We start from the raw sequence: 24,956 nt of genomic DNA on the forward strand, positions 1-24,956 counted from the left end.
TCTCTTTCGTCGGGGCCGCTTCACCGGGGACCGCGCCGTACCGGAGCCGCCAGGGGCGGCGGCTGGCATCACGCGGCGCTGATGTGACAGTATCAGCCCATGATGACGTCAGCCAAGACTGAACTGATCACGCCGGACGCGGACCTCGTCCGCGTCCTCGCCGACCCGCTCAGGCTCCGGATCGTGACGCTGCTCGCCCACGAGACGCTGTGCACCACCCACCTCGTGGCGGAGACCGGTGCGCGGCAGACCAACCTCTCCAACCACCTGCGGGTGCTGCGCGAGGCGGGCGTCGTGGAGACCGAGCCGTGCGGCCGGTTCACGTACTACAGGCTGCGCCCGGACGTCCTCACCGCCATCGCCGGCGCCTTCACGGCGCTGGCCGAGACCGCCCGTACGACCACAGCGACCGACCGGAAGAGGCCCTGCCCGTGACCAGCACGGAATCCGCCGCCACGCCCGCCAGACCCTCGAAGTCCCCGACGCCCGCCCCTTCCACGGGCGGCGGCGGTCCCGCCGGTGACCCGGACCGGGGCGTCGTGGCCCGGCTCTCCACCCTCGACCGCTTCCTGGCGGTGTGGATTCTCGCCGCGATGGCGCTCGGCCTCGGCCTCGGCCGTGTGATCCCCGGCCTCAACGACGCGCTGGCGAAGGTGGAGATCGGCGGCATCTCGCTGCCGATCGCCGCCGGCCTGCTGATCATGATGTACCCGGTGCTCGCCAAGGTCCGCTACGACAAGCTCGACGCGGTCACCGGCGACCGCCGGCTCATGGTCTCCTCGCTGGTCATCAACTGGCTGCTCGGGCCCGCCGTCATGTTCGCGCTCGCCTGGATCTTCCTCGCCGACCTGCCCGAATACCGCACCGGGCTGATCATCGTCGGCCTCGCCCGCTGCATCGCCATGGTGATCATCTGGAACGACCTGGCCTGCGGCGACCGCGAGGCGGCGGCCGTACTGGTCGCGCTCAACTCCGTGTTCCAGGTGCTGGTCTTCGGGCTGCTCGGCTGGTTCTATCTCGACCTGCTGCCCGGCTGGCTCGGCCTCGGCGAGGGCGAACGGCTCGACATCTCCATGTGGAAGATCGCCCTCAACGTCGTCATCTTCCTCGGCGTACCGCTCCTCGCGGGCTTCCTGACCCGCCGCATCGGCGAGAAGAAGCTCGGCAGGGAGGCGTACGAGGAGCGGTTCCTGCCGCGTATCGGCCCGTTCGCGCTGTACGGGCTGCTGTTCACGATCGTCCTCCTCTTCGCGCTGCAGGGGAAGACGATCACCTCGCAGCCGCTGGACGTGGCCCGGATCGCGCTGCCGCTGCTGGTCTACTTCGCGCTGATGTGGTTCGGCTCGTTCGCGCTGGGCAAGGCGATCGGCCTCACGTACGACCGCACCGCGACGCTCGCCTTCACCGCCGCCGGGAACAACTTCGAACTGGCCATCGCCGTCGCCATCGCCACTTTCGGCGTCACCAGCGGCCAGGCGCTGTCCGGGGTGGTGGGCCCGCTCATCGAGGTGCCCGTCCTGGTGGGGCTGGTGTACGTGTCACTCGCCTGGCGCCGCAAGTTCAGCGGGCAGCCCGGTTAGCCACCGGGCCGCCCGGCAGCGTCAGCCACCGGCCGCGGGCGTCAGAACCCCGCCGCGGCCGGGGCCTTGCGTACGTGCGCGGCGAGCGGCGGCAGTACGTACGCGGCGTCCCGGCTCACCCCGCGCAGGGTGTTCGAGGCGAAGGAGCGCTGCAACTCCAGGCCCAGGAAGGCGAGTCCGGGAGTGGTGAGGGAGAGGCCGCCGGTGTGCAGCGGGGCGCCGTCGGCGTCCAGCGCGCCGAGCGGCCGCAGGCAGTCGAGGCTGGGGCGGTAGCCGGTGGCGAGCAGCACCGTGTCGACGCGTTCCCGGGTGCCGTCGGACCAGACGACCGCGTCGCCCTCGAGCGCGGCGAACATCGGCCGCCGTACCAGCCGGCCCGTCTCCAGGGCCTTCCGGTAGCGGCCGTCGTCCAGGACGAGGGTGCCGCCGACGAAGGTGAGCCACGCGGCGGGCAGTTGGTCGAAGCCCGCCGTCGTCAGCCAGTGGTGCAGGTCGCGGCCCTCGCGCAGCTGCGGCAGGAACCGCAGCGGACTGCGGCTGGCGAGGGTCACGTCTGCGACGGCGGCCAGTTCGTGGCCGATCTGGACGGCGGAGTTCCCGCCGCCGACCACGACGACGCGCTTGCCCGCGTACGGCGCGGGGTTGCGGTAGCCGGCGGCGTGCAGCAGTTCGCCGGTGAAGTCGCGCGCACCGGGGAGGTCGGGCAGCAGCGGGTTGTCGAAGGCGCCGGTGGCCGCGACGACTCCGGCCGCGGCGAGGGCGCGCCCGTCGCCCGTACGCAGCACGAAGCCGTCGCCGTCGGACTCCACGCTCGTCACGCGGGTGTGCGTACGGATCTCCACGTCCAGGCGTGCCGCGTAACCCGTGAGGTAGTCGACGACCTCGTCGCGGTGCGGGTGGCGGTCGCCGTCGCCGCCGAACGGCAGGCCGGGCAGCGCGCTGTGCCGGGCGGGCGAGAAGAGGGTGAGGCTGTCGTAGTAGCGCGGCCACGACCCCGCCGGGCGACCGGCGGCCTCCAGCACCACCGGCCGCAGCCCCTCCCCCAGCGCAGCGCTCGCGGCGGCCAGCCCAGACTGGCCGCCGCCGATCACCGCGACGTCGAACTCTTCCCTCATCGCACACTCCCACACTGATTCGATAGATGTCTATGTTGACGTCTATCAATACAGGTGCGAGGCTGTCTCCACAAGCCACAGCCACAAGCCGCACAGGCCACACATCCACACAGCCGGGAGTCCTCGTGAACGCGCCCACCACCGCCCCGCCCACCGTGGTGATCGGAGCAGGCCCGATCGGCCTCGCCGCCGCCGCCCACCTCCTGGAGCGCGGCATCGAACCCCTGGTCCTGGAGGCCGGACCGGCCGCCGGGAGCGCCGTACGCGAATGGGGTCACGTACGGCTGTTCTCCACCTGGTCCGAGCTGGTCGACCCCGCCGCGGAGAAGCTGCTCGCACCCACCGGCTGGACCCCGCCCGACGGCGCCGCCTACCCCTCCGGCGCGGACTGGGCCCAGCGGTACCTCCAGCCGCTCGCCGACGCCCTCGGCCACCGCGTGCTCTACGGCGCCACGGTCACCGGCGTCTCCCGCACCGGACGCGACCGCATCGTGGACGCCGACCGCGCGGCGCAGCCGTTCACCGTCCACCTCCGGCACGCCGACGGCCGCGGCGAACGCCTCACCGCCCGCGCCGTCGTGGACGCCTCCGGCACCTGGGCCACCCCCTCACCGCTCGGCGGCGACGGCCTGCCCGCGCTCGGCGAGCAGGCGGCGTCCGCCCGGATCTCGTACCGCGTCCCCGACCTCGACGACCCGGCCGTACGCGCCCGTTACGCGGGCCGCCGCACCGCCGTCATCGGCTCCGGCGCCTCCGCCTTCACCGCCCTCGCCCAGCTGGCCCGACTCGCCGGGGAGGCGCCGGGCACACACGCCGTGTGGGTCCTGCGGCGCGGCATCGGCGCCTCCACCTTCGGCGGCGGCACCGCCGACCAGCTGCCCGCGCGCGGCGCGCTCGGCCTCGCCGCGAAGGCCGCCGTGGACGACGGCCACGCCGACGCCGTCACCGGCTTCCGCACCGCCGCCGTCGAGGCAAGCGGCGAACGGCTGGTCCTCGTCGCCGAGGACGGCCGCCGCCTCGACCCCGTGGACGAGGTCATCGCGCTCACCGGTCTCCGCCCCGACCTGTCCTTCCTGTCCGAACTCCGCCTCGGCCTCGACGAACGCCTCCAGGCCCCGGTGGCGCTCGCCCCCCTCATCGACCCCAACCAGCACTCGTGCGGCACCGTCTATCCGCACGGCGCCAAGGAGCTGGCCCACCCGGAGCAGGACGTCTATCTCGCCGGCATGAAGAGTTACGGCCGCGCCCCCACGTTCCTGGCCATGACCGGCTACGAACAGGTCCGCTCCATCGCCGCCGCCCTCGCGGGCGACCACGAGGCCGCCGGGCGCGTGGAGTTGGTCCTCGCCGACACCGGCGTGTGCGGCGGCTCCGGCCTCTTCGACGACCCCGCCGCCGGGCAACCGGAGAACGCGGGCGGCTGCTGCTAGTGCTGTGACCGCATAGGTTCACCGGGTTGCTCGTTGTGCTGGTTGGCAGCGATGTCGCTTCCAACCAGCAGGGGAGGCGGGGTGGCACCACCACCCGGGCCCTGCACGCCTACCTGCGCTGGCGCAACCAGAACGCCCGCCACCCCGACGTCCTGGCCGCCCAACGCCGCGAACGCGCACACGTCCGCAGCGAACGAGGTCTCCGCTGGGGCGGCAGGCCGCTGCCTGGCCCCGCTCAACCCGCGAGGTCACAGCATTAGTCGTCGAACTCGAAGCCCGAATCCTCCGCACGGGCAATGATGTCGCGGACGGCATCGGCAGTCAGGCCGCCAGCATCCAACGTCAACGAGTGCTCGCCGTCGAAGTCATGCAGGTGGATGGTCACGGCGTGATCCTCTCACGCCCAGTGCACACGGCTCGTCCAGTCCCTCACCGCTCCCGAACCCGGTGAACCTTCCCGGTCACAGCACTAGCCGAAGCCGTTCAACGCCCCTGCGGCGCCGGGTCCACACCCGCCGTCAGCTCCGCGAACGCGCGCGCGGCCGCCGGCGGGCAGAAGAGGCGGTCGAGCCGGGCACGGGCCAGGCCGCGGTGGAACGGTCCACGGAGGGTGGCGGCGCAGGCAGCGCTGCGAGTACGTACGGAGGCCCGTGTCGTCGCGCTCCCGTACGGAGTCGAGGACGAGGCTGCGCAGCCGGGACACCTCGCGTTCGGTGACCGCGCCCGGCACCAGGCCGGGATCCGCGAGCCGGGTGCGCAGCGCGTCCCACACGCGGGCGTCGGGCCAGGCGCCGGACTGGTCGTCGGGCGGGCACTGGAGGTAGAACCGGCTGGCCCGCAGCGGCCTCGGCGTCCCCGTCCTCGGGCTGAGCGGGGAGCGGCCGGCGTCGCTGGGCCGGCTCCAGCCGGGTGACCTGGTGTTCTTCGAGATCGACCCGCGTACGGGCGACCGCCTGGACCACGTCGGGATGTACATGGGCCTCGACGCGGAGGGCTATCCGCGGTTCATCTCCAGCCGTGAGGAGGCCAACGGCCCCACGTTCGGCGACAAGCGCGGCGACGCCCGCCTGGACGGCAACGGCTACTACGCGAAGGGGCTGCGCAGCGCGAAGCGCCTCTGACGGCACGCGCCGCCGCGCGCGTACGCCCACACTCCGGTCAGTCCTTCACCGCGCCCGCCGTCAGGCCGCCCAGCAGATGCCGGTGCACGAGGACGAACAGCAGCAGCACCGGGATCATCGTCAGCGTCGAAGCGCCCATCAGCAGGCCCCAGTCGACCGAGTGCTGGCCGATGAAGCCGAGCAGCGCCAGAGGCGTGGTGCTCTGCTCCGGGTCGGTGAGGAAGACCATGGCGAAGACGAACTCCTGCCACGAGGTGAAGAACACGTACACCGTCACCGCCAGCACCCCGGGCAGCGCCAGCGGCACGCCCACGGTCCAGTACGCGCGGAACTGCGACAGCCCGTCGATACGCGCCGCCTCCTCCACCGCGAACGGCACCGCCGACAGGAAGCCGCGCAGCAGCCAGATGCCGACGGGCAGGTTGAACGCGAGCATCGCGAGCATCAGGCCCCACCGGGTGTTCAGCATCCCGAGGTCGCCGGCCAGCCGATACACCGGCACCAGCAGGACGGCGTGCGGCAGCAGCTGGGACACGAGGATCACGCCGAGCACGCCCGAACGGCCGCGCAGGCCGGGCCGGGTCAGCGGATAGCAGGCGGTCAGCGCCAGCAGCATGCACAGCACGGTGGTGCCCGCGCAGACCACGGCGCTGTTGGCCAGGGAGTGCAGGAAGTCGTTGCGTGCGGCGGAGACGAAGTTGTGCAGCGTCAGTTCGTGCGGCCACCAGACCGGGGGCGTGGCGAAGATGTCCGCCGGGGACTTCATCGCGGTCAGCACCATCCAGGCGAACGGGCCGCACAGGAAGACCGCCAGCGCCAGCGCCGCCACGTGCAGCCCGGCCGAACGGCCCCACGCCCGCAGAACGACCCGTACGGGCCGCGCGGACCGTACGGGGCGGGCAGGCCGTACGGTCTCCGTGTCCCGTACGGGGGTGTCGCCCCGCACCGCCGCGCTCACCGGAGTTCCCCGACGCGCCGCACCTGGCGCAGGTAGAGGACCGAGAAGACCGCGAGCACCGCGACCGACACCACCCCGTACGCGGAGGCGGAGCCGTGGTCCACGTCCAGGAAGGCGGTCCGGTAGATGTAGCTGGAGAGCACTTCGCTGGACACGCCGGGCCCGCCCTTCGTCATCACGTAGATCATGTCGAAGCTGTTGAACGTCCACACGGTGGTGAGCAGTACGGTCGTGATGATCGTCGGCGCCATGCCGGGCAGGGTGACGTGCCAGAACACCTGCCAGCCGCGCGCCCCGTCCACCCTGGCGGCCTCGCGCTGCTCCTCGGGCACGGCCTGGTACGCGGCCAGATACATCACGGCGGAGATCGGGAAGCCCTTCCACGTCGCCGCCACGATCACGCCGAGCAGCGACGTGCTCTCCTGCCCCAGCCAGGCCGGGTTGCCGTCCACCAGGCCGACGGCTCCCAGCAGCGCGTTGACCGGGCCCACGTACGGGTCCTCGAGCATCTTCCAGATGAGTCCCGCGACGATCCCGGGCATCACCCAGGGCACCACCAGCAGGGCCCGCAGCAGCCCCCGTCCGTGGAACCGCCTGCTCAGCAGCACCGCCGCCGCCATGCCCAGCAGGAACTGCAGGGCCACAACCGCCAGCGTCCACACGGCCGTGTTCCCCAGCACCGTACGGAAGGACGGGCTGTCGAACGCCTCGGTGAAGTTCGCCAGTCCGACGAAGCGCGGCTCGGGGTGGATGAGGCTGCTGTGGGTGAGGCTGCGCCAGCAGACGTTCAGCACCGGCCATGCCACCAGCGTCAGCAGCAGTACGGCCGCCGGGGCCAGGCAGGCCAGCCGCAGCAGCGTCTCCCTGCGCCGTGCGGCGCCAAGCCTGCGGACCACGCTCGCGCTCCTTCCGTTCCTGGTCGTTCTCGGCCGCTCCTGCTCGCTCCTCGTCACTCTGCTCACTCCTGGTCGATCGCCCGCTGCATCGCCTTCTCGGCCTCCGCGAGCGCACCGGCCACGTCCGCGCCGCCGAGGATCGCCTGTACGGCGTCCTGCTGGGCCCGGGAGACCGCGTTGTAGACGGGGACGACGGGCCGCGGCCGGCCCTCGGCCAGCATCCGCAGCAGCTCCCCAGGGTGCCGGTGGTTCTTCCGTACGAACGCCTCGCCGGCCGCGCGCAGCGCGGGCACGGAGTCGTTGGCGGCCGTCTGGTGCGTGGGCGACGTCGTGGCCAGCCGTACGAAGCCGAAGGCGAGTTCGCGGTCGCGCGCGCCCGTGCCGACGGCCATGTTCCAGCCGCCGAGCGCGCCGGTGAACGCACGCCCCTCGGGCGCGGGCGGTGTCGTCACCCGCCAGTCGAAGCGCGCCGACTCCTCGATCGCGGGCTGCTGCCAGCCGCCGTCCAGCAGCATGCCCGTACGCCCGGCGGTGAAGTGGGCGAGGGTGTCGTCGCTGCACGCGCTGGCCGCGCCGCTCGGGGCGTGCCGGGACAGCCGCTGGTAGAGGGTGAACGCGCGGCGGTTCGCCGGGGAGTCGAAGACGGCGCGGCCGTCGGAGACAACACGGCCGCCCGCCGAGTACAGCAGCGAGTCGGTGAGGACGGACGCGGCCTCGTCCCGGCAGCCGATCAGCCCGACGCCGGAGGCGTCCGGCAGCCGGTCGACGCGTCCGGCCGCCGCCAGCCACTGCTTCCAGGTGCGCGGGGGCCGGTCGGGGTCGAGTCCGGCACGGCGGAACAGGTCGGCGTTGTAGTACATCCGCTCCCACACGCCGACGTTGAACGGCACGCCCCAGCTCCGGTCCCGCCAGCGGTTGGACGCCCACGCGCCGGCGAAGAAGTCGCCGCCACGCATGCCCGCCGCGCGGATGTCCCGGTCCAGGGCCTCGATGAGTCCGGCGGCGGCGAACTCGGGCGTCCAGATCTGGTCCAGCACCATCACGTCCGGGCCGGTGCCGCCCTGCACGGCGAGCATCAGCTTGTCGCGGTAGAGCTGGTACGGGATCTCGGTCAGCTCGACCCGTACGCCCGGGTGGCGCCGTTCGAAGTCGTCGGCGAGCGCCGTGTAGCCGCCGGAGATCTGCGGCGTGGGCGCCTCGACCACCCAGACACGCAGGGTGTTCCGGTCACCCGCGCCCTGCGCGAGGCAGCCGCTGAGCGCGGCGGCGGCGCACAGGGCGAGCACCGCGGCCCATACGGACACCGCGCCCCGTACGGGCCGTGGACGACGCCCGCGCACCGCGTCAGCTCCAGGACGCGGCGTCACGGAACGGGTAATGCCGGTCGGGCGAGTAGACGGGCGGGGGCTGGTACGTGTTGGCCCGGCCCGGGTCGCCGCGCAGCCAGAACGCGCTGGGGTAGGGCTGCTCCGGGGCGGTGATACGGGTGGAGGTGGGGATGTAGCGGATGGTGAGGCCGCAGCGCCGGTGCGGCGAGGTGTTGGCCTCGCTGCCGTGCACGATGTTGGGGTGGTGCACCTCGACGTCGCCGGGCCGCAGCACGATGTCGACGGCGGCGGACTCGTCCACGTCCACGGCGATCTCCTGCCCGAGCACGTTCGCCACCTCGGTGTTGTCCTGCACGGCGGCGACCGGCTGGCGGTGGCTGCCCGGGATCACGCGCAGGCAGCCGTTCTCCGGCGTGGAGTGGTCCACGGCGAGCCACAGCGTCACCACCCGCATCGGGTCGAGCGGCCAGAACGCGCTGTCCTGGTGCCAGAGGACGGGCTGCCCGGAGTGCGCGGACTTGCTGATGTAGTGCGAGGCGAACAGCGCGATGTCCGGGCCGACGAACAACTCTGCGATGGCGAGCAGCCGTTCGTCCGACACCAGCCGCACCCAGAACGGGTCGTCGCGCAGGAACTCGTGCCCCAGCTGCTCGGGCCGCACCTCCGGGTGCTGCCGCCCCAGCCACTCGACGTGTCCGTGCACCTCGTTGATGAGACCGGGATCGATGACGTCCCGGAAGATCGTGTAACCGTCGCGCTCGTACTCGTCACGGGCGCGCTGTCCGACCACCTCTGTCGTGGACACAGTTCCTCCTCGACGGCCTTGGCAACGGCTTCCATGCTGGGCCGGGCGGCGGGTGAGGGATAGCAGTCTCCTTGCAGTTTTTTGTACGGTGTTGATGTGACCACGGAACTGCTCCAGTTCGCCGACCATGCGCCGGGGCGGCCGTACCACGCCGCGTTCGTGGTGCAGCCGTTCCGCTCGCAGGCCTCGGAGCCGCACGGGCACGCCGACTTCTTCGAGTTCATGGCGGTCGTCTCCGGGCACGGCAGGCATCTTCTGCCGGACTGCTCACAGGAGTTGCGGGCGGGCGACGTGGCGCTGGCACGGCCCCACGACCGGCACGCGCTGCAGGGGCTCGCACCGGTCGGCATGCACTTCGTGAACGTGGCCTTCCCCGCCGCCCTCTGGCGCGGCTTCGTGGACCTGGCGGGCTTCGAGGCGGCCGAGGAGTGGAACGAGTCGGCGGCGCCGCCGCACTGGCGGCTCGCGGACCGCGCCGACCGTACGGCCGAGCGCGCCGCCGAGATCTTCCAGCGGGCGCTGACCCGCTACCACCCCCGGCCGGCCATGCTCGACGCGATGCGGTTCTGGACGGACCTCGCCGAACTGCTAGGCGACGCGGACGGCCGCGGCACGGACCCGGGCGCCGCGGGCCGCCCGGCGTGGCTCACCGCCGTGTGCACGGCCATGCGGCAGGAGGAGAACCTGCGGGCAGGCGTGCCCGCGATGCTGCGCCTGGCGGGCGTCAGCCCGGCGCACCTGTCACGCAGCATGCGCACGCACCACCAGACGACGCCCACCGCGTTCGTCACCGAACTGCGGCTCCAGCGGGCGGCCGAACTGCTCACCGCCACCTCGGAGCCGGTGACGGCGGTCGCCCAGCAGTGCGGCTTCGCCAGCCAGTCGTACTTCACGCGCTGCTTCCGCACGGTGCACGGCATCCCGCCGCGTGAGTACCGCCGCCGGGCCTGGGAGGCGTTCGTCCCGCGGAACAGCGGCCCGGCGGAGCGGCAGTCGTAAACGGTCTTCCTGCGGTCGTCAGGCGTCAGGCGGTCTGGGGTGTCAGGCGGCGCTCCGGAACGGGCCGGTCACCTCGTACGTGATGCCGCCGCTGCTGGAGCCGCTGGTGCCGCGCTGCGAGGAGAAGTACAGCCGGTCGCCCGCCGGGCTGAACGCGGGCCCGCAGATCTCCGAGCCGCTCTGCCCGGTGATCCGCAGGAAGGGCGCCACGATGTCGTCGGGGGTGATGAGGCAGATCTCCATGTTCCCGCCGTCCTCGGCGACGTACAGGTCGCCCGCAGCGGCGCCCGTGATGTTGTCGACACCGGTGAGCGGCGGGCTGTCGGTGAGGTTGTCGTCGTACGCGAGGACGAGGGTGCCGGGCCCTGTCTCGTACGCCCACACGCGGTTGTCGCCCTTGGTGGTGAAGAAGCAGGTGCCGTCGCGGTAGTAGCAGCCCTCGCCGCCGTCGAACCGCTTGGTGCCGGGCACCTGGTCGCGGGTCTGCGTACCGCCCGAGGCGGCGGGGTCGGGGACGTCGGCCCAGCTCAGCGTGCCGTCGCTCTCGGTCAGCACCTGGAGGACACCGGCGTCGAGCGAACCCCAGCTGCCGGGCACGAAGCGGTAGAAGGCGCCGTCCGGCTCGTCCTCGGTGAGGTAGACGACGTGCAGGTCCGGGTCGCAGGCGGCGGCCTCGTGCTGGAAGCGGCCCATGGCGTCCCGGCGTACGGCGTCCCCGGCGCCGGTGGGGTCGGTCTCGTAGACGTGGCCGCGGGTGGTCTCCTCGCAGGACAGCCAGGTCTGCCAGGGGGTGGCGCCGCCCGCGCAGTTGCGGGTGGTGCCGGACAGGATGCGGTACGCGTCCGTGACCTCGCCGCCGCCGGAGAACCGCAGGGCGCTCGCGCCGCCGGTACCGCTGCCGAGTTCGGCGTTGGAGACGTAGATCCAGCCGTCCCCGGCGGAGTCGGCGAAGCAGGCGCCGCCGTCGGGGGCGCCGTGCCAGGTGTACGAGGTGCCGGGGACGGTCCGGCCGGAACGGGCGATCACCCGGCTGGTGAAGCCGGCGGAGAGCATGATCCCGTTGGCGTCGGCCGCCTGGAGCGGGCCGTACGGGCTCGGTCCGGACTTCGCCGGATAGGCCAGGGACGTACGGGTCATGGTGAACCCGAAGGCCACCGCGCCGGTCCCGACGACTGCGCTGCGGAGCAGGGTGCGACGATCCACGGCTGTTCCTCCCGAACGGGGTGTCCTGAGCGGACAGGGGGCGGGCCAGGTCCCCCCGAAGGTAGCCGCACCACGCCGCCCCGCCCAGCCACGGGACGGTGAACGGCGCCGGGACGTACGGCGCTTGCGCGCGCCGGGACGTACGTCGGTCGCCCGCGCCCGTACGGTCAGGGTTGCTCCCCGGTACGGGTCAGGGTTGCTCCCCCGGCACGGGTCCCGGTACGGGCACGTGGTCCGGCAGCGGGGCGTCCGCGCGCAGGCGCTGCCACACCGGCGCCGGGACGGGCGTGCCGAGCAGGGCCGCCGCGTCCCGTATCTCCGCCGGGGACCGCGCGCCGGCCAGCACGCTCGCCACGGCCGGGTGGCCGAACGGGAAGTGGAGCGCGGCGGCGCGCAGCGGGATGCCGTACGCCTCGGTGGCGCGGCGCATGCGCAGGGCCCGTTCCCGCAGGTGCGGGGGTGCCGCGGCGTAGTCGTACGTGGCGTCGGGCGAAGGGTCGGCCAGCAGACCGGAGTTGAAGACGCCGCCGATGACGACGCTCTTGCCGCGCGCGGCGGCCGCGGGCAGCAGCGCGTCGAGCGCGGGCTGTTCGAGGAGGGTGTAGCGGCCGGCGCAGAGCACCGCGTCCACGTCGGTGTCGGTGAGGAAGCGGGCCAGCATCGCGGTCTGGTTCATGCCCGCGCCGATGGCCCGCACCACGCCTTCGGCGCGCAGCCGCTCCAGCGCCGGGTACGCCTCGCGGAACGCCTGCTCGCCGTGGTCGTCCGGGTCGTGTAGCAGCGCCACGTCGATCCGGTCCAGGCCGAGCCGCGCCAGGCTCGCCTCCAGCGAGCGGCGCACTCCGTCGGCGCTGAAGTCCCATACGCGGCGGTGGGTCGCGGGCACGGCGAAGCCGTGGGCGAGGTCGCCTTCGAGGTCGCCCTCGAGGTCGCCCGGCAGCGCCGCGCCCGTCCCGTACGGCTCCAGCAGCCGCCCCACCTTGGTGGACACGGTGTACGCGTCCCGGGGCCGGCCGCGCAGTGCCGCGCCCAACCGCCGTTCGGACAGGCCGAGTCCGTAGTGCGGCGCGGTGTCGAAGTAGCGGACGCCGGCGTCCCAGGCCGCCTCGACGGTGGCCGCGGCGGTGTCCTCGTCCACGGGCGCGTAGAGCCCGGCGATCGACGCGGCCCCGAAGCCGAGCGCGGTGACCTGGACGCCGCTGCGGCCGAGCGCTGCGGTACGCATCGCTGCCCCCCCGTTCCCGCTGTCGCTCCGTCGTACGGGACAACGGTAGTTGTCCCGTACGACGACGACAGATCACCGACCCGGGCCGGTGCCCCAGCGCGGCCATCCCGTGGCCGAGGTCCGTCCTCAACGAACCGCTGTGACCGGCACCTTCACAACACGCGGCCCCTAGACGACGGCCGAGAGGACGGTCAGCGTTCCCGTGGCGGTGTCGATCGTCGCCTGGACACCAAGGGGGATCGTCGGCGGGTTGTTGCCGTGCCCGGCAGGGAGACCGCCCAGGACTGGAACACCGAGAGGGGCCAGTCGGTCGCGCAGGACATCATGGATGCCCCATCCGCCCAGCGTCGGATCGTCGGCATCGCTTTCGAAGCCCAGGAACTGGCCGAGGGCGACGCCACGCACACCGTCGAGCGCCCGGGAGCGGGTGAGCTGGGTCAGCGCGCGGTCGACCTCGCCCAGCCCGGTTCCTCTCTGGTGTTCGAGGAAGAGGATCGCCCCGCGCAGGCTGGGCAGGCCGGCTCCGGTCTCCGTGCGGATCGCGTCGAGGTTGCCGCCTATCAGGACGCCCGTCGCTGTGCCCTCCACGGTGACGTCCGCGGTGGCCTCGGACGGGTCGCGGTGGAGGGTGACCGGGCCGGTGGTCATCAGCGCGCGGCGCAGGGACTCGGCGGAGGCGGGCCCGGTGTAGGTGTCGTCGCGTTTGACGAAGGGGCCGTGGAGTGAAGCCAGACGGCATCGTGACCACAGCGCGAGGTGGAGGTGGGTGATGTCGCTGAAGCCGACGACCGGCTTCGGGTCACGTCTGAGGGCATCTGTGTCGAGGTCGTCGACGATGCGGTAGGCGCCTTTGCCACCGCGGGCGGCGATCACGGCGCGGACGGCCGGATCGCGAAACGCCGCGTTCAGGTCGAAAACACGGTCCTCGTCGCGGCCTGCCATGTAACCCCACTGATCGAAGACGTGCTCGCCCAGCTCGGCCCGAAGGCCCCAGGAGGTGAGCAGTTGAACCCCCCGGTCGACTTCTTCCCGGCCCGGCGGACAGGCAGGAGCAACGATCCGCACCTGATCGCCGGGCCGCAGGCGCGGCGCCCTCAACGAGAGCGGATTCTGGTGGTCATCCATCCGACGATTCTGCGCGTGATCACCGATGGCCGAGATCCACTCGCAACAGACCCTAGGCGTCGGGGCGGCGGGTTGTGGTGACTTGGCGGCGGGTTTCCGCCGCCTTGACGATCTCCGCGCACCAGTCCACCTCCGCCGAGGTGGCCGCCGTGCCGGCGGTGACCGCGTCGAGCCAGTGCCGCCAGAAGCCCGCGCCGCTCCACGCCGTGAAGCGGCGGTGCGCGGTGGCGGGTGCGAGGCCGAAGTGGTCGGGCAGCTGCTGCCAGCCGCAGCCGGAGGTCAGCACGTAGACGACCGCCGTCAGATCCGCGCGCCCCCGGTCCGGCCCGCGGTCCCGGCGGGGCCCGCCGCCGCGCCCCGCCGGGGCGGCCGGGGCGGCCGGGGAGGCGGGGGAGGCGGGGATGAGCAGCGGCTCCGCCGCCTGCCAGAGCGCGTCGGGCAGCAAGTGCCGCGCCAGTACGGGGCTCAGCGTCGTCTTCATGCGCCGCGGTTCGTCAGGCAGGTCGGCAGCGGCCCCGGCGGCCCCGGCGGCCTCGCCCGCTTCGGCCGTCTCAGCCGAAGTCGGAGCCGAAGCCGGAGCCGAAGCCGCGGCGACGGCCGCGGACGCGGCCGCGCCCGGCGGCACCGAGTCGTCCGTGGGCGACTGAAGCGACTCCCGCTGATACGCACGCCACCGCGCGAGCAGGTCGCGGTGGCTGCCGCGGATCCACCGCATGTAGTCGCGCATGTTGCGCAGCCGCCGCCGCGGCGCCTCCTCGTCGGGGCCGAGGAGCGCGAGGGCCTGTTCGGCGAGGTGCTGCTGCTGGTCCAGGTAGCGGCGCTCGCCCGCGAGGAAACTGCCCCACACGTCGTCGTCCACGCGGAAGTAGCGCGAGCGCTCACCCGGCACCGCGTGCCGTTTGAGAAAGCCGGCCTCGGCCAGCCGCCGCGTCGCCAGTGAGATGGACCCGGCGCTGACCCGCAGCGCGCCGGCGAGCTGTGCGGACGACACATACGGGACGTCCGTGATCAGCAGGTAGGCGATGATCCGGCCGTCCATGCGGCCGCTGCCCACCGCCTCCCACAGCAGGCCCATCTCCTCGACGAACGTCTCGCGGTCGAAACCACCCTCACCGCGGGCCGTTTCGCCCGATACGTCGCCACTCATCCGCTTCCCCTAAGGTAACTTTTCATATCAGTTAAAAAGTTTGAAGCTCTTTATTGACACACCTCCCCGCGCAACGCAAGCATCCTGCCTACGCCCCGGTGGACTGCCTCCACCGTTCCGGGTCAATCCCCCACGCGCCGCTGAACAGGGAGACGTCGTGCGCAAAACAAGCATGCCGAAGGTTATTCCAGCGCTCACGGCCCTCGCGTTACTCCTCACCGGTTGCGCCGGCGGCGAGGACAGTGGTGCCGCGTCGACCATCACGGTCGCCGTCGGTGAGCCCGACCATCTCACGCCCGGCCGCAGCACGGTCGGGCTGGAGGGGATACGCGCGCTGTTCGCCCCTCTCGTCAAGGCGGACGAGCACGGTGGCCTCACGTACGTCCAGGCCAGGTCCGTCGAGTCGGAGGACTCCAAGAACTGGACGATCCACCTGCGTTCGGGCTGGAAGTTCCACAACGGCGAGGCGGTGACCGCCCAGAGCTACGCCGACGCGTGGAACAAGACGGCGTACGGCCCCAACGCCTGGGCCGCAAACGGCCAGTTGGCGAACATCGAGGGCTACGACGCGCTGAACCCCGCGAAGGGCAAGCCGAAGACCGACAAGCTCTCCGGCGTCAAGGTCGTGAACGAGACCACCCTGAAGGTCACCCTCGCCAACCCGGACAGCCAGTTCCCGCTGCAACTCACCTCGAACCAGGTGGGGTTCTACCCGCTCCCGAAGGCCGCGTACGAGGATCCGGCCGCTTTCGACCGGAAGCCCGCGGGCAACGGCCCGTACAAGCTGGACGGTGAGTGGGAGAAGAACAAGGGCGCCACGGCCAGCGCGTACGGCGACTACCAGGGGCAGAAGCCCCTCACGTCCCACCTCGACTTCAGGAGCTATACGGATCTGGCCACCGCGTACACCGACGCGTACACCGACGCGCAGGCCGGCACCGTGGACGTGCTCCAGGCCCCGGTCAACAAGTACTCCCAGACCAAGACCGACTTCGCGGGCCGGGTGTACTCGTACCAGGCTCCCTCTCTGGAGTTCATCAGCCTTCCGCTGTACGACGAGCGGTACCAGAAGCCGGGCCTGCGCAAGGCGATCTCCATGGCGATCGACCGGGACGCGGTCAACAACACGATGTACGGCGGGCTCTACGAACCGGCCACGTCCCTCACCCCGCCCGCTGAGGTGGGCGCCAAGACGGACGTCTGCGACGAGTGCACCTTCGACCCGAAGGAGGCGCGGAAGGAGCTCGCGGCGGCCGGCGGCTGGTCCGGCCCGATGGTCATCACCTACCCGGGCGGCCTGGGCTTCGACGAACTCTACAAGGCGGTCGCCAACCAGATCCGGCAGAACCTGCGCATCGACAACGTCACCGCCCGGCCGACCGCCGACTTCGCGGAGTTCAGCGAGAAGGCCATGGCCAAGAAGATCAACGGCCCTTACCACGGCCACTGGGGCGCCCTGTACCCCAGCATGCAGAACACGCTGCGGAGCATCTTCACCAAGGCCGGGGACTGCTACGCGTGCAGCTACTACAGCGAGCCCGAGGTGGACTCGCTGCTGCGCCGCGCGGACGCCAGCACCGTGACCGAGGAGTCCGAGAAGCTCTACAACAAGGCGCAGGAACGCATCCTGGAGGACTTCCCCGTCGTCCCGCTCTTCTACGGCACCTACGTCTACGTCACCACCGAGCGCATCTCGAACGTCGTGATCGGCCCGGCCGACCTCGAACTCGACCGGCTGCGCGTCATCGAGTGACCGGCCGGCCGGCGGCGCGTGAGCCCGCCCGGCCGGCGCCCGGCTGATCCGGCCGCGGTCCGCTCCCGCCGCGGGAGCGGACCGCGGCCCGTCCCACCGCCCCGCATTCAGGAGAACGAACTCTCATGGCACCAGCCGCATCCCAGTCCACCCCCGCACCCCGGGACCACGCGGCGGCGGACGTTCCAGCCGCGCTGCGGCCCTGGATCGAGCGTGTGGCGACCGTGCCGCACACGGACGCGTATCCGGGCGTGGACGAACTCCTGGCCGGTTTCCGCGCGCTGGCCACGCGGTATCCCGAACGGGTCGGTGAGCGGCGTATCGGCACCTCGACCCTGGGCGAGCCGCTGCCGTGCTTCACCGTACGCGCCGACAGCGCCACCGACCGTGCGGGTGCCGACGAAACTGACCGCGGCAGCGCCGCCCGTACGGCCGACGGCGAGGCGCCGCCCCACTACGTCGTCGTGGGCGGCGTCCACCCCAACGAGCCCGTCGGTGCCGTCACCGCCCTGCACCTGGCGACCGCGCTGTGCGAGGACGACGCGCTGCGGGAGCACTTCGGCGGTGTGTGGGACATCGTGCCGTGCATCGACCCGGACGGCGCCCGGCTGAACGAGGGCTGGTTCCACTCCCCCGCCGACAAGCGGCTCTACGGCCGCCACTTCTACCGCCCGCCGGGCGACAGACAGGTCGAGTGGACGTTCCCGTTCGCCTACAGGGACGCGTACTTCGACCGCGTGCTGCCCGAGACGTTCGCCCTGATGCGGCTGATCGACGCCACCCGGCCACGCTTCCTCACCACACTGCACAACTGCGAGGCGGGCGGCGTCTACTACTACCTCAACCGTCCCTCACCCGAGCTCTACCCCCTGCTGGAGGCCATCCCCACCGCCGCCGGCATCCCGCTGGCCACCGGCGAGCCCGAGGCGGCGCACGCGCCGCGCTACGCCCCGTCCGTCTACGGCTGCATCGACATGCGGGACGCCTACGACTATCTGGACAGCCTCGGCGCCGACCCGGCCGACGAGATCGCCGGCGCCTCCAGCGCCGCCTACGCCGAGCCGTACGGCACCTTCTACTTCGTCACCGAGGTCCCGCACTGGTCGCACCCGGAGGCCGACGACGAGACCCCCGTACGGGAGCGCCACGCCGACGTCATCCGCGAGCGTGCCGAGGGCTTCCGCGCCACCGGGGAGGTGCTGGGACGGCTCCTCGACACGGCGGCGCCGCAGCTGACGCTCCCAACGCCGTTCCTGGCCGCCGTACGGGACTTCGTACCCTCCCTGACCAAGATCGCCGACCTGGAGACCAGCCGCGCCGAAGGGCTGCCCGACCGGCCCGCGACCGTCTCCGAGCGCTACGCCTGCCGGCACTCCGTGCACTGCTTCCGCGTACGCGTCGGCGGCATGCTGCTGCGCGCGCTGGGCGCCGAGATCACGGCGGGCACCGCGAGCCCCGAGGTACGCGCCTGCCACACCGAACTGCTCGAAGTCTATGCCGTGTGGGAGGCGGAGGCCGCGCCCGTGACGGGTGATCCGCTGCCCATCGCGACCCTGGCCGGGGTGCAGTACGCCGCGCTGCTGGCCGCCGCCGACCACTCCATGCCGGGCGGCGCGCCCGCGCCGGAACCCGCCGACCGCACGTAGAGGGAGGGAGCCGCCGTGCGCACCTTTTTCATCCGCCGCCTGCTGGAGGCGGTGATCGTCTTCTTCGGCGTCACCCTGGTCATCTACTCCATGGTGTACGCCCTCCCCGGCGACCCGATCGCGGCCCTCGCCGGGGACCGGCCGCTGGCGCCCAGCGTGGTCCGCTCGCTGCGCGAGCAGTACCACCTGGACGAGCCGCTGCTCGCGCAGTACGGGCACTACCTCGCCGGGGTCGTACAGGGCGATCTGGGCAGCGACTTCACCGGCCGTGCCGTCGCCGAGCAGATGGCCGACCGCTGGCCGGTGACCGTACGGCTGGCCCTCACCGCCTGGTTCATCGAGGCGGTCGTCGGCATCGGGCTCGGCGTGCTCGCCGCGCTGCGCCGGCGCACCTGGACGGACCGGCTGGTGCTGGCGTTCACCATCGGGGCGGTGTCCGTGCCCGTGTTCGTCCTGGGGTACACCGCCCAGGTGATCTTCGGCGTACGGCTCGGCTGGTTCCCGGTCGCCGGGGACGCGGCGGGCTGGCCGTCGAGCTACTTCCTGCCGGCGCTGGTCGTCGCCGCGTTCGGTCTCGCGTCCGTGTCCCGGCTGGTACGGGCCGAGGTGATCGACAACCTGCGGGCGGACTACGTACGCACCGCGACCGCCAAGGGCCTCAGCGGACGCCGCACGCTCGTCGTCCACGTGCTGCGCAACTCCCTGATCCCCGCCGTCACTTATCTCGCCGTCGACCTGGGCTACCTGCTCGGCGGCACCGTGCTCATCGAGGGCGTCTTCAATCTGCCCGGCATCGGCCAGCTGCTGTTCCAGTCCATCCGGAACCACGCCGGGCCCACGGTCGTCGGGGTCTCCACCGCGCTGATCCTGATCTTCCTGGCCGTGAGCGTGCTGGTCGACCTCCTCAACAGCCTTCTGGACCCGAGGATCCGCCGTGACTGACACCACGACCCACCACGCATCCCACACCGGGAAGGCGCCGGCGGGCGACGCGGGCCGCGGCCTGCCGGAGAGCGGCGGCAGCGCCTGGCACGAGCTGCGCCGCCGGCCGATGTTCCACGTCACCGCCGGCTGCCTGCTGCTGCTCGCGGTCATGGCGGTGGCGCCGGGCCTGTTCTCCGGCTGGTTCGGGCACGGCGATCCGCGGGCGTGCGATCTCGGCCGCAGTTCGCAGGGGCCGTCCGCGGGGCACCCGTTCGGCTTCGACATGCAGGGCTGCGACCTGTACGCGAACGTCGTACACGGCGCCGGCGCCTCCCTCGGCGTCGGGCTGCTCGCCACCGCGTGCAGCCTGGCCATCGCGCTCGTGCTCGGCTGTCTGGCCGGGATGTCGGGGCGCGTCGTGGACAGCGTGATCGCGCGGCTGACCGACGTCTTCCTCGGCTTCCCGTTCCTGCTCGGCGCGATCGTGGTGCTGAACAGCGTCACCACCCGGAACGTCACGTCGGTCGCGCTGGCCCTGGCCCTGTTCGGCTGGGCGCCGATGACCCGCGTCGTACGGGCGTCGGTGCGCTCGGCCCGCGAGGCCGACTACGTGCTGATGTCCCGCACCCTGGGCGCCGGCGAGTGGCACATCGTCCGCAGGCACGTCCTGCCGCACATCCTCACGCCGGTGCTGGTCATCGCGTCCATCACGGTCGGCGGGGTGGTCGTGGCCGAGGCGGGGCTGACGTTCCTCGGGGTGGGCATGCAGTCGCCGTCCATCTCGTGGGGCCTGCAACTCGCGGGCGCGCAGAGCTCGTTCTCGGCGCATCCGCATCTGCTGATCTTCCCCGGCCTGTTCCTGTCCTTCACGGTGTTCGCGCTGATCGCGTTCGGCGACACGGTGCGCGACGCACTCGATCCGCGAGCCCGCCGACCACGGAGTGCCCAGTGACGATACGGACCCCCCAGCACCCCGGCACCGCCCCGGCGGGCAGCGCGACACTCCTCGATGTCGAGGGCCTGACCGTCGACGTGCTCTCCGGCGGCGGCCACCGCCGCGTCGTCGACGGGGTGACGCTGGCCCTGCGGGAACGCGAAACCCTGGCGCTCATCGGCGAGTCCGGCTCCGGCAAGAGCATGACGGCGATGGCCGTCATGGGCCTGCTCGCCCCCGACACCGCACGGGTCGGCGGCAGCGTACGGCACCGGGGCACGGATCTGCTGCGGCTGCCGCCCGACGAGCTGCGCGCCCGCCGCGGCAAGCACGTCGCCATGGTGTTCCAGGACGCGCTGTCCGCCCTCAACCCGACCCTGACGGTGGGCTTCCAGATCGCGGAGACCATCCGCGCGCACGAGAACGCCACCCGCAGGCAGGCCCGCGCCCGCGCCGTCGAACTGATGGGACGGGTGCGCATCCCCGACCCCGCCCGCCGCTACCACGACTATCCGCACCAGTTCTCCGGCGGCATGCGGCAGCGCATCATGATCGCCATGGCCGTCGCGCTCACCCCCGACGTGCTGATCGCCGACGAACCCACGACCGCCCTCGACGTGACCGTGCAGGCGCAGATCATGGAGCTGCTCGCCGGACTCCGCGCCGAGACCGGCTCCGCCCTGCTGCTGATCACCCACGACCTCGGGGTCGCCGCGGGCGCCGCCGACCGCGTCGCGATCATGTACGCGGGGCGGCTCGTCGAGGCGGGCCCCGTGCTGCCGCTGTACGAGCGCCCCGCCCACCCGTACACGCGCGGCCTGCTGGACGCCGTGCCGCGGCTCGACGCGGCGCTCGACGGGCTCGCCCCCATCCCCGGCGCGCCCCCGCCGCCGGGCCGTCCGCCCGAGGGGTGCGCGTTCCATCCCCGCTGCCCCGCCGCGCAGTCCCGCTGCCTGCGGGAGACGCCCGTACTGCTGCCCGCCGCGCCGGACCGGCTCGTCGCCTGCCACCACCCGCTGGGGCAGCCCAACACCCCGGAGGCCGCTCGTGGTTGAGACCCTGAAGACGGCGACCGGCACCCCGCTGCTGGAGGCGCGCGGGCTGGTCAAGCACTACAGCGCGGGCCTGGGCCGGCGGCGCGCCACGGTACGGGCGGTCGACGGCGTCGACCTCGTGCTGCGGGAGCGCTCGACGCTGGGCCTGGTCGGCGAGTCCGGCTGCGGGAAGTCCACCCTCGTACGGCTGCTGATGGCGGTGGAGCAGCCGACGGCGGGCACCGTACGGCTCGGCGACCGCGAACTGCTCGCCCTGCCGCGCGCGGAGCTGCGCCGGCGCCGGCGCGACATCCAGATGGTGATGCAGGACCCGTATGCCGCGCTGAACCCGCGGATGACGGCCGGGGAGATCGTACGGGAGCCGCTGGACATCCACGGCGACCTCGTGCCGTCGGCCCAGCGCCCCGCCCGCGTACGGGAGTTGCTGGAGATGGTCGGGCTCGACGCGGGGCACGCGGGGCGCAGGCCGCACCAGTTCTCCGGCGGGCAGCTCCAGCGCATCGGGATCGCGCGGGCGCTGGCGCTGCGGCCGCGCGTCCTGGTGTGCGACGAGCCGGTGTCGGCGCTGGACGTGTCGGTGCAGGCGCAGGTGATCACGCTGCTGCGGGAGCTCCAGCGGGAGTTCGGGCTGTCCATCGTGTTCATCGCGCACGACCTGGCCGTCGTACGGCAGATCGCCGACGAGGTCGCGGTGATGTACCTGGGCCGGATCGTCGAACAGGGCAGCCGGGACACCGTGTACGCGGCGCCCGCGCACCCGTACACCCGCGCGCTGCTGTCCGCGGCGCCCGACCCGGACCCGCGCAACCGCGCGGGCGGCGGGCCGGGCGGCGGCCGGATCGTGCTGGAGGGCGATCCGCCCGACCCCAGCAGCCCGCCCGGAGGCTGCCCCTTCCACACCCGCTGCTGGAAGCGCCAGGACGTGTGCACCCGGGAGCGGCCGCCGCTGGAGCCCGCGGGCCCGGGACGGGGCCGCGCCGCCTGCCACTTCCCCGAGCCCGCCGCCGCGGAGTGACCCGCTCCACGCAGAACCCGGACCAGGAGAGCACGTGCTGCAGCAGAAGATCTTCGAAGTGACCGACCCGCGGCAGATCCGCGACCTCGTACGGAGCCACTCCTGGGCCACCCTGGTCAGCCACACACCGGCGCGCGGGCTGGTCGTCTCGCATCTGCCGGTGCTCGTCGAGGACGGGCCAGGCATCGCCCTGACGGGCCATCTCGCGGCGGCCGACGCGGAGTTCCACGAACTCGGCGCGCACGACGTGGTGGTCGTCGTGCAGGGCCCGCAGGGCTACATCTCCCCCACCTGGTACGGCAACGCACCGCACGTGCCCACCTGGAACTTCGTCGTGGTCCACGTGCACGGCCGCCCCGAACTCCTCGCGCCCGAGCCGACGTACGACGTACTGTCCGACACCGTGGACCACTTCGAGCAGCACTTCGCCGAACCGTGGACGCTGGACCGGGCCGGCGGCTACGCGCGCCGGATCGCCTCCGGCGTACGCGGCTTCCGGCTGCCCGCCGGCCGCGTCACGGCCAAGGCGAAGCTCAGCCAGGACGAACCCGCTGAGGTCGCCGAGCGCGTCGCCGACGCGCTCACCGCCGACCAGCCCTGGGCGCGGCCCGAACTCGCCCACGCCATGCGCACCGTGGAGCGGCGGCCGTGACGGGCCCGTACGGCGCCGCGGCCGAACCGCCCCGCTCCCTGCGCCGGGTGCGGCTCGGCGCCGGAGGGCCGCTGTGCGACGTACGCCTTGAGGGCGGCCGCGTGCACGGCATACGGGCGCACGGGGCGCCGCAGCGCGACTGGGAGCCGTCCGTGGACCTCGAAGGGCGCATCCTGCTGCCCGGGTTGTGGGACGCGCACGTGCACATCGTGCAGTGGGCGGCCGCGCGCCGCCGGCTGGACCTGGCCGGGCTGCCGTCGGCCTCCGCCGCGGCGGAGGCCGCCCGCGGCCACGCGGCGGGGCTGGAGCCGGGCACGCCGCTGATCGGCTACGGCTTCCGGGACGGCCTGTGGCCGGACGCCCCGCACCGGGACCTGCTGGACGCCGCGACCGGTGCGCGGGCGGCGCTCCTCGTCAGCGGCGACCTGCACGCAGTCTGGCTCAACTCGGCCGCGCTGGCCCTGCTCGGACGCGACGGGCACCCGACCGGGCTGCTGCGCGAAACGGAGGCGCTGGAGGCCACGGAGCGGCTGGCCACGGCGGACACGCCCACCTCCGACGAGTGGGTCGCGCAGGCGTGCGCGGCCGCGGCGCGGCGCGGGGTCACCGGCATCATCGACTTCGAGTACGCGGACAACCTCACCGACTGGACGCGGCGGATGGCCACCGGGCGGATACCGCTGCGCGTCGCGGCGGCCGTCTACCCGGAGTATCTGGACGCGGCGGCGGCGCGGGGCCTGCGCACCGGCGACCCGGTGCCCGTACCGGGGTTGGAGGCGGGGCGGTACGCCTCCGGGGTGCCCGGCGGGCTGCTGGAGACCGGGCCGCTGAAGCTGTTCACCGACGGCTCGCTCAACACCCGTACGGCGCTGTGCCACGACCCGTATCCCGGCCTGCCCGCCGGCGACCCCGAGGCCCGCGGCATCGGCCTGCTCACGCCGGCGGAGCTGGCGCAGACGATGCGCCGGGCCGCGGCGCACGGCATCGAGCCGGCGGTCCACGCGATCGGCGACCGCGCCAACGAGCTGGCCCTCGACGCCTTCGCCGCCGTGGGCTGCCAAGGGCGCGTCGAGCACGGGCAGTTGCTGCGGCCCGCGGACGTGCCGCGCTTCGCGGAGCTCGGCGTCACGGTCGGCGTGCAGCCGTCCCACGCCGTCGACGACCGCGACGTGGCGGACCGGCACTGGCACGGCCGTACGCACCGTGCGTTCGCCTACGGGGATCTGCTCGCGGCCGGTGCGCGGCTGGAGTTCGGCTCCGACGCGCCGGTGGCGGCACTGGACCCGTGGGTGACGCTGGCGAACGCCGTGTCCCGTACGGACGACGGCCGCCCGGCCTGGCATCCGGAGCAGCGGCTGCCGGTGGCCGACGCGCTGGCGGCCTCCGCCCGCGGCCGGCGGACGGTCTCGACGGGCGACCGGGCGGATTTGGTCGTCGTGGACGCGGACCCGCTCACGGCGGACGATGCGACGCTGCGCCGCATGCCCGTGTACGGCACGCTGGTCGCGGGGGTGTGGACGCACCTGTCGGCGTGACCCGCTGTCGGCGTGACCCGCTGTCGGCGTGACCGCGTGACCCGCGCCGAGCCCGCCGGGGGCTCAGTCCAGCGGCTCGGCCGCCTTCGTCAGCGGCCCGCCCGCGTCACCGGTGTTGAGCGTGCCGGCCGGTTCGAGGAGCAGGATCGCGGTCTCCTCGTCCGCCACCGGGCAGTGCTCGGCGCCGCGGGGGACGACGAACAGCTCGCCGGGCTCCAGTACGACATCGCCGTCCCGCAGCCGTATGGTCAGCCGTCCGCTGATCACCAGGAACAGCTCGTCGGTGTCCTCGTGGCGGTGCCAGACGAACTCGCCCTTCAGCTTGGCGATCTTGACCTCGTAGTCGTTGACGCCGGCCACCGTCTTCTGCGACCAGAGGTCGCTGAAGCGCGAGAGCCTGTCGGCGAGGTTGACGGGAACGTGCGGCGCGGCGGTCATGGGGCAGCCTCCGTAAGGTCCATCCCGGAGAAACCGGGGTGCTCCGAGCCTCCCGCGCACCGTTCACGCCCG

General features: G+C 72.9%; 23 protein-coding genes and 1 pseudogene. 13 read left to right on the plus strand and 11 right to left on the minus strand.

Annotated elements, in window-relative coordinates:
- The first annotated feature begins 99 nt into the window (after nt 1-99).
- Nucleotides 100-435 carry an ArsR/SmtB family transcription factor gene (locus DVA86_RS22315; RefSeq protein WP_208880857.1) on the plus strand — a complete coding sequence of 112 codons (336 nt, stop codon included), beginning with the start codon at nt 100-102 and terminating at the stop codon, nt 433-435.
- On the plus strand, nt 432-1,580 hold the full coding sequence (gene arsB / locus DVA86_RS22320; RefSeq protein ID WP_425470903.1) for an ACR3 family arsenite efflux transporter: 1,149 nt from the start codon (nt 432-434) through the stop codon (nt 1,578-1,580). Before DVA86_RS22315 ends, arsB begins: the two co-directional genes overlap by 4 nt.
- A gap of 41 nt (nt 1,581-1,621) precedes the next feature.
- Here arsB and DVA86_RS22325 read toward each other — a convergent pair whose 3' ends face one another.
- Nucleotides 1,622-2,695, minus strand: coding sequence for a flavin-containing monooxygenase (locus tag DVA86_RS22325; RefSeq protein WP_208880858.1), 1,074 nt, complete (start codon nt 2,693-2,695; stop codon nt 1,622-1,624).
- A gap of 125 nt (nt 2,696-2,820) precedes the next feature.
- Between DVA86_RS22325 and DVA86_RS22330 the strand changes: the two genes are divergently transcribed.
- Nucleotides 2,821-4,125 (plus strand): FAD-dependent oxidoreductase, encoded by a 1,305-nt coding sequence (locus DVA86_RS22330; protein ID WP_208880859.1) that lies wholly within the window; start codon nt 2,821-2,823, stop codon nt 4,123-4,125.
- Between the two features lie 256 nt (nt 4,126-4,381).
- Here the strand turns inward: DVA86_RS22330 and DVA86_RS35975 are convergent, their stop codons facing one another.
- Nucleotides 4,382-4,510, minus strand: a complete 129-nt coding sequence (locus tag DVA86_RS35975; RefSeq protein WP_281279312.1) for a hypothetical protein — start codon at nt 4,508-4,510, stop codon at nt 4,382-4,384.
- A gap of 439 nt (nt 4,511-4,949) precedes the next feature.
- Here DVA86_RS35975 and DVA86_RS22335 point away from each other — a divergent pair.
- A pseudogene (locus DVA86_RS22335) lies at nt 4,950-5,246 on the plus strand (hypothetical protein); the annotation flags it as partial.
- A 37-nt stretch (nt 5,247-5,283) separates the two neighbouring features.
- Here DVA86_RS22335 and DVA86_RS22340 read toward each other — a convergent pair.
- From DVA86_RS22340 to DVA86_RS22355, 4 genes are all read right to left on the minus strand, one after another.
- Entirely contained in the window at nt 5,284-6,204 is a 921-nt protein-coding gene (locus DVA86_RS22340) for a carbohydrate ABC transporter permease (protein WP_208880860.1), read from the minus strand.
- On the minus strand, nt 6,201-7,100 hold the full coding sequence (locus DVA86_RS22345; protein WP_208880862.1) for a carbohydrate ABC transporter permease: 900 nt from the start codon (nt 7,098-7,100) through the stop codon (nt 6,201-6,203). Before DVA86_RS22345 ends, DVA86_RS22340 begins: the two co-directional genes overlap by 4 nt.
- 62 nt (nt 7,101-7,162) lie before the next feature.
- The gene (locus DVA86_RS22350) at nt 7,163-8,440 is read right to left on the minus strand and encodes an ABC transporter substrate-binding protein (protein WP_208880864.1); all 1,278 of its coding nucleotides are present in this window, start codon (nt 8,438-8,440) and stop codon (nt 7,163-7,165) included.
- A 4-nt stretch (nt 8,441-8,444) separates the two neighbouring features.
- Entirely contained in the window at nt 8,445-9,233 is a 789-nt protein-coding gene (locus tag DVA86_RS22355; RefSeq protein ID WP_222623351.1) for a phytanoyl-CoA dioxygenase family protein, read from the minus strand.
- 96 nt (nt 9,234-9,329) lie between these two features.
- On the opposite strand from DVA86_RS22355, the gene DVA86_RS22360 reads away from it, so the two are divergent.
- A complete protein-coding gene (locus DVA86_RS22360; RefSeq protein WP_208880868.1) occupies nt 9,330-10,232 on the plus strand; it encodes a helix-turn-helix transcriptional regulator in 903 nt (300 codons plus the stop codon).
- Between the two features lie 42 nt (nt 10,233-10,274).
- Here the strand turns inward: DVA86_RS22360 and DVA86_RS22365 are convergent, their stop codons facing one another.
- The 4 genes from DVA86_RS22365 to DVA86_RS36130 all read right to left on the minus strand — a co-directional run bounded on the left by DVA86_RS22365 (nt 10,275) and on the right by DVA86_RS36130 (nt 14,932).
- Nucleotides 10,275-11,435 carry an alkaline phosphatase PhoX gene (locus DVA86_RS22365; protein WP_208880870.1) on the minus strand — a complete coding sequence of 387 codons (1,161 nt, stop codon included), beginning with the start codon at nt 11,433-11,435 and terminating at the stop codon, nt 10,275-10,277.
- A 190-nt stretch (nt 11,436-11,625) separates the two neighbouring features.
- Nucleotides 11,626-12,660: an aldo/keto reductase gene (locus DVA86_RS22370; RefSeq protein WP_208880872.1), complete on the minus strand. Its 1,035-nt coding sequence runs from the start codon at nt 12,658-12,660 to the stop codon at nt 11,626-11,628.
- A gap of 168 nt (nt 12,661-12,828) precedes the next feature.
- The gene (locus tag DVA86_RS22375) at nt 12,829-13,785 is read right to left on the minus strand and encodes a S66 peptidase family protein (RefSeq protein ID WP_208880874.1); all 957 of its coding nucleotides are present in this window, start codon (nt 13,783-13,785) and stop codon (nt 12,829-12,831) included.
- 52 nt (nt 13,786-13,837) lie between these two features.
- Complete coding sequence (locus tag DVA86_RS36130; RefSeq protein ID WP_208880876.1) at nt 13,838-14,932, minus strand: transposase; 1,095 nt, start codon at nt 14,930-14,932, stop codon at nt 13,838-13,840.
- A 157-nt stretch (nt 14,933-15,089) separates the two neighbouring features.
- Between DVA86_RS36130 and DVA86_RS22385 the strand changes: the two genes are divergently transcribed.
- From DVA86_RS22385 to DVA86_RS22420, 8 genes are all read left to right on the plus strand, one after another.
- The gene (locus DVA86_RS22385; RefSeq protein ID WP_245996967.1) at nt 15,090-16,685 is read left to right on the plus strand and encodes a peptide ABC transporter substrate-binding protein; all 1,596 of its coding nucleotides are present in this window, start codon (nt 15,090-15,092) and stop codon (nt 16,683-16,685) included.
- Nucleotides 16,686-16,810: 125 nt separating this feature from the next.
- On the plus strand, nt 16,811-18,331 hold the full coding sequence (locus DVA86_RS22390; RefSeq protein WP_208880878.1) for a M14 family zinc carboxypeptidase: 1,521 nt from the start codon (nt 16,811-16,813) through the stop codon (nt 18,329-18,331).
- 15 nt (nt 18,332-18,346) lie between these two features.
- Nucleotides 18,347-19,273 (plus strand): ABC transporter permease, encoded by a 927-nt coding sequence (locus DVA86_RS22395; RefSeq protein WP_208880880.1) that lies wholly within the window; start codon nt 18,347-18,349, stop codon nt 19,271-19,273.
- Nucleotides 19,266-20,207 carry an ABC transporter permease gene (locus tag DVA86_RS22400; RefSeq protein ID WP_245996968.1) on the plus strand — a complete coding sequence of 314 codons (942 nt, stop codon included), beginning with the start codon at nt 19,266-19,268 and terminating at the stop codon, nt 20,205-20,207. Before DVA86_RS22395 ends, DVA86_RS22400 begins: the two co-directional genes overlap by 8 nt.
- Nucleotides 20,204-21,244, plus strand: coding sequence for an ABC transporter ATP-binding protein (locus tag DVA86_RS22405; RefSeq protein ID WP_208880882.1), 1,041 nt, complete (start codon nt 20,204-20,206; stop codon nt 21,242-21,244). Before DVA86_RS22400 ends, DVA86_RS22405 begins: the two co-directional genes overlap by 4 nt.
- A complete protein-coding gene (locus DVA86_RS22410) occupies nt 21,237-22,259 on the plus strand; it encodes an ABC transporter ATP-binding protein (RefSeq protein WP_245996969.1) in 1,023 nt (340 codons plus the stop codon). The genes DVA86_RS22405 and DVA86_RS22410 overlap by 8 nt, the downstream gene beginning before the upstream one ends.
- 34 nt (nt 22,260-22,293) lie before the next feature.
- Nucleotides 22,294-22,911 (plus strand): FMN-binding negative transcriptional regulator, encoded by a 618-nt coding sequence (locus tag DVA86_RS22415; RefSeq protein ID WP_208880884.1) that lies wholly within the window; start codon nt 22,294-22,296, stop codon nt 22,909-22,911.
- On the plus strand, nt 22,908-24,446 hold the full coding sequence (locus DVA86_RS22420; protein ID WP_208880886.1) for an amidohydrolase: 1,539 nt from the start codon (nt 22,908-22,910) through the stop codon (nt 24,444-24,446). The genes DVA86_RS22415 and DVA86_RS22420 overlap by 4 nt, the downstream gene beginning before the upstream one ends.
- A gap of 63 nt (nt 24,447-24,509) precedes the next feature.
- On the opposite strand, the gene DVA86_RS22425 is transcribed toward DVA86_RS22420, so the two are convergent.
- Entirely contained in the window at nt 24,510-24,884 is a 375-nt protein-coding gene (locus DVA86_RS22425; protein WP_208880887.1) for a cupin domain-containing protein, read from the minus strand.
- Nucleotides 24,885-24,956: the final 72 nt, after the last annotated feature.

It is taken from the genome of Streptomyces armeniacus (assembly GCF_003355155.1).
In the GTDB taxonomy this organism is placed as follows: domain Bacteria; phylum Actinomycetota; class Actinomycetes; order Streptomycetales; family Streptomycetaceae; genus Streptomyces; species Streptomyces armeniacus.

Bases quoted from the DNA above. Each gene is read 5' to 3' on its own strand.
- DVA86_RS22315 (WP_208880857.1), top strand. From the start codon at position 100: ATGATGACGTCAGCCAAGACTGAACTGATCACGCCGGACGCGGACCTC.
- DVA86_RS22325 (WP_208880858.1), bottom strand. From the start codon at position 2,695: ATGAGGGAAGAGTTCGACGTCGCGGTGATCGGCGGCGGCCAGTCTGGG.
- DVA86_RS22370 (WP_208880872.1), bottom strand. From the start codon at position 12,660: ATGCGTACCGCAGCGCTCGGCCGCAGCGGCGTCCAGGTCACCGCGCTC.
- DVA86_RS22375 (WP_208880874.1), bottom strand. From the start codon at position 13,785: ATGGATGACCACCAGAATCCGCTCTCGTTGAGGGCGCCGCGCCTGCGG.
- DVA86_RS36130 (WP_208880876.1), bottom strand. From the start codon at position 14,932: ATGAGTGGCGACGTATCGGGCGAAACGGCCCGCGGTGAGGGTGGTTTC.
- DVA86_RS22390 (WP_208880878.1), top strand. From the start codon at position 16,811: ATGGCACCAGCCGCATCCCAGTCCACCCCCGCACCCCGGGACCACGCG.
- DVA86_RS22425 (WP_208880887.1), bottom strand. From the start codon at position 24,884: ATGACCGCCGCGCCGCACGTTCCCGTCAACCTCGCCGACAGGCTCTCG.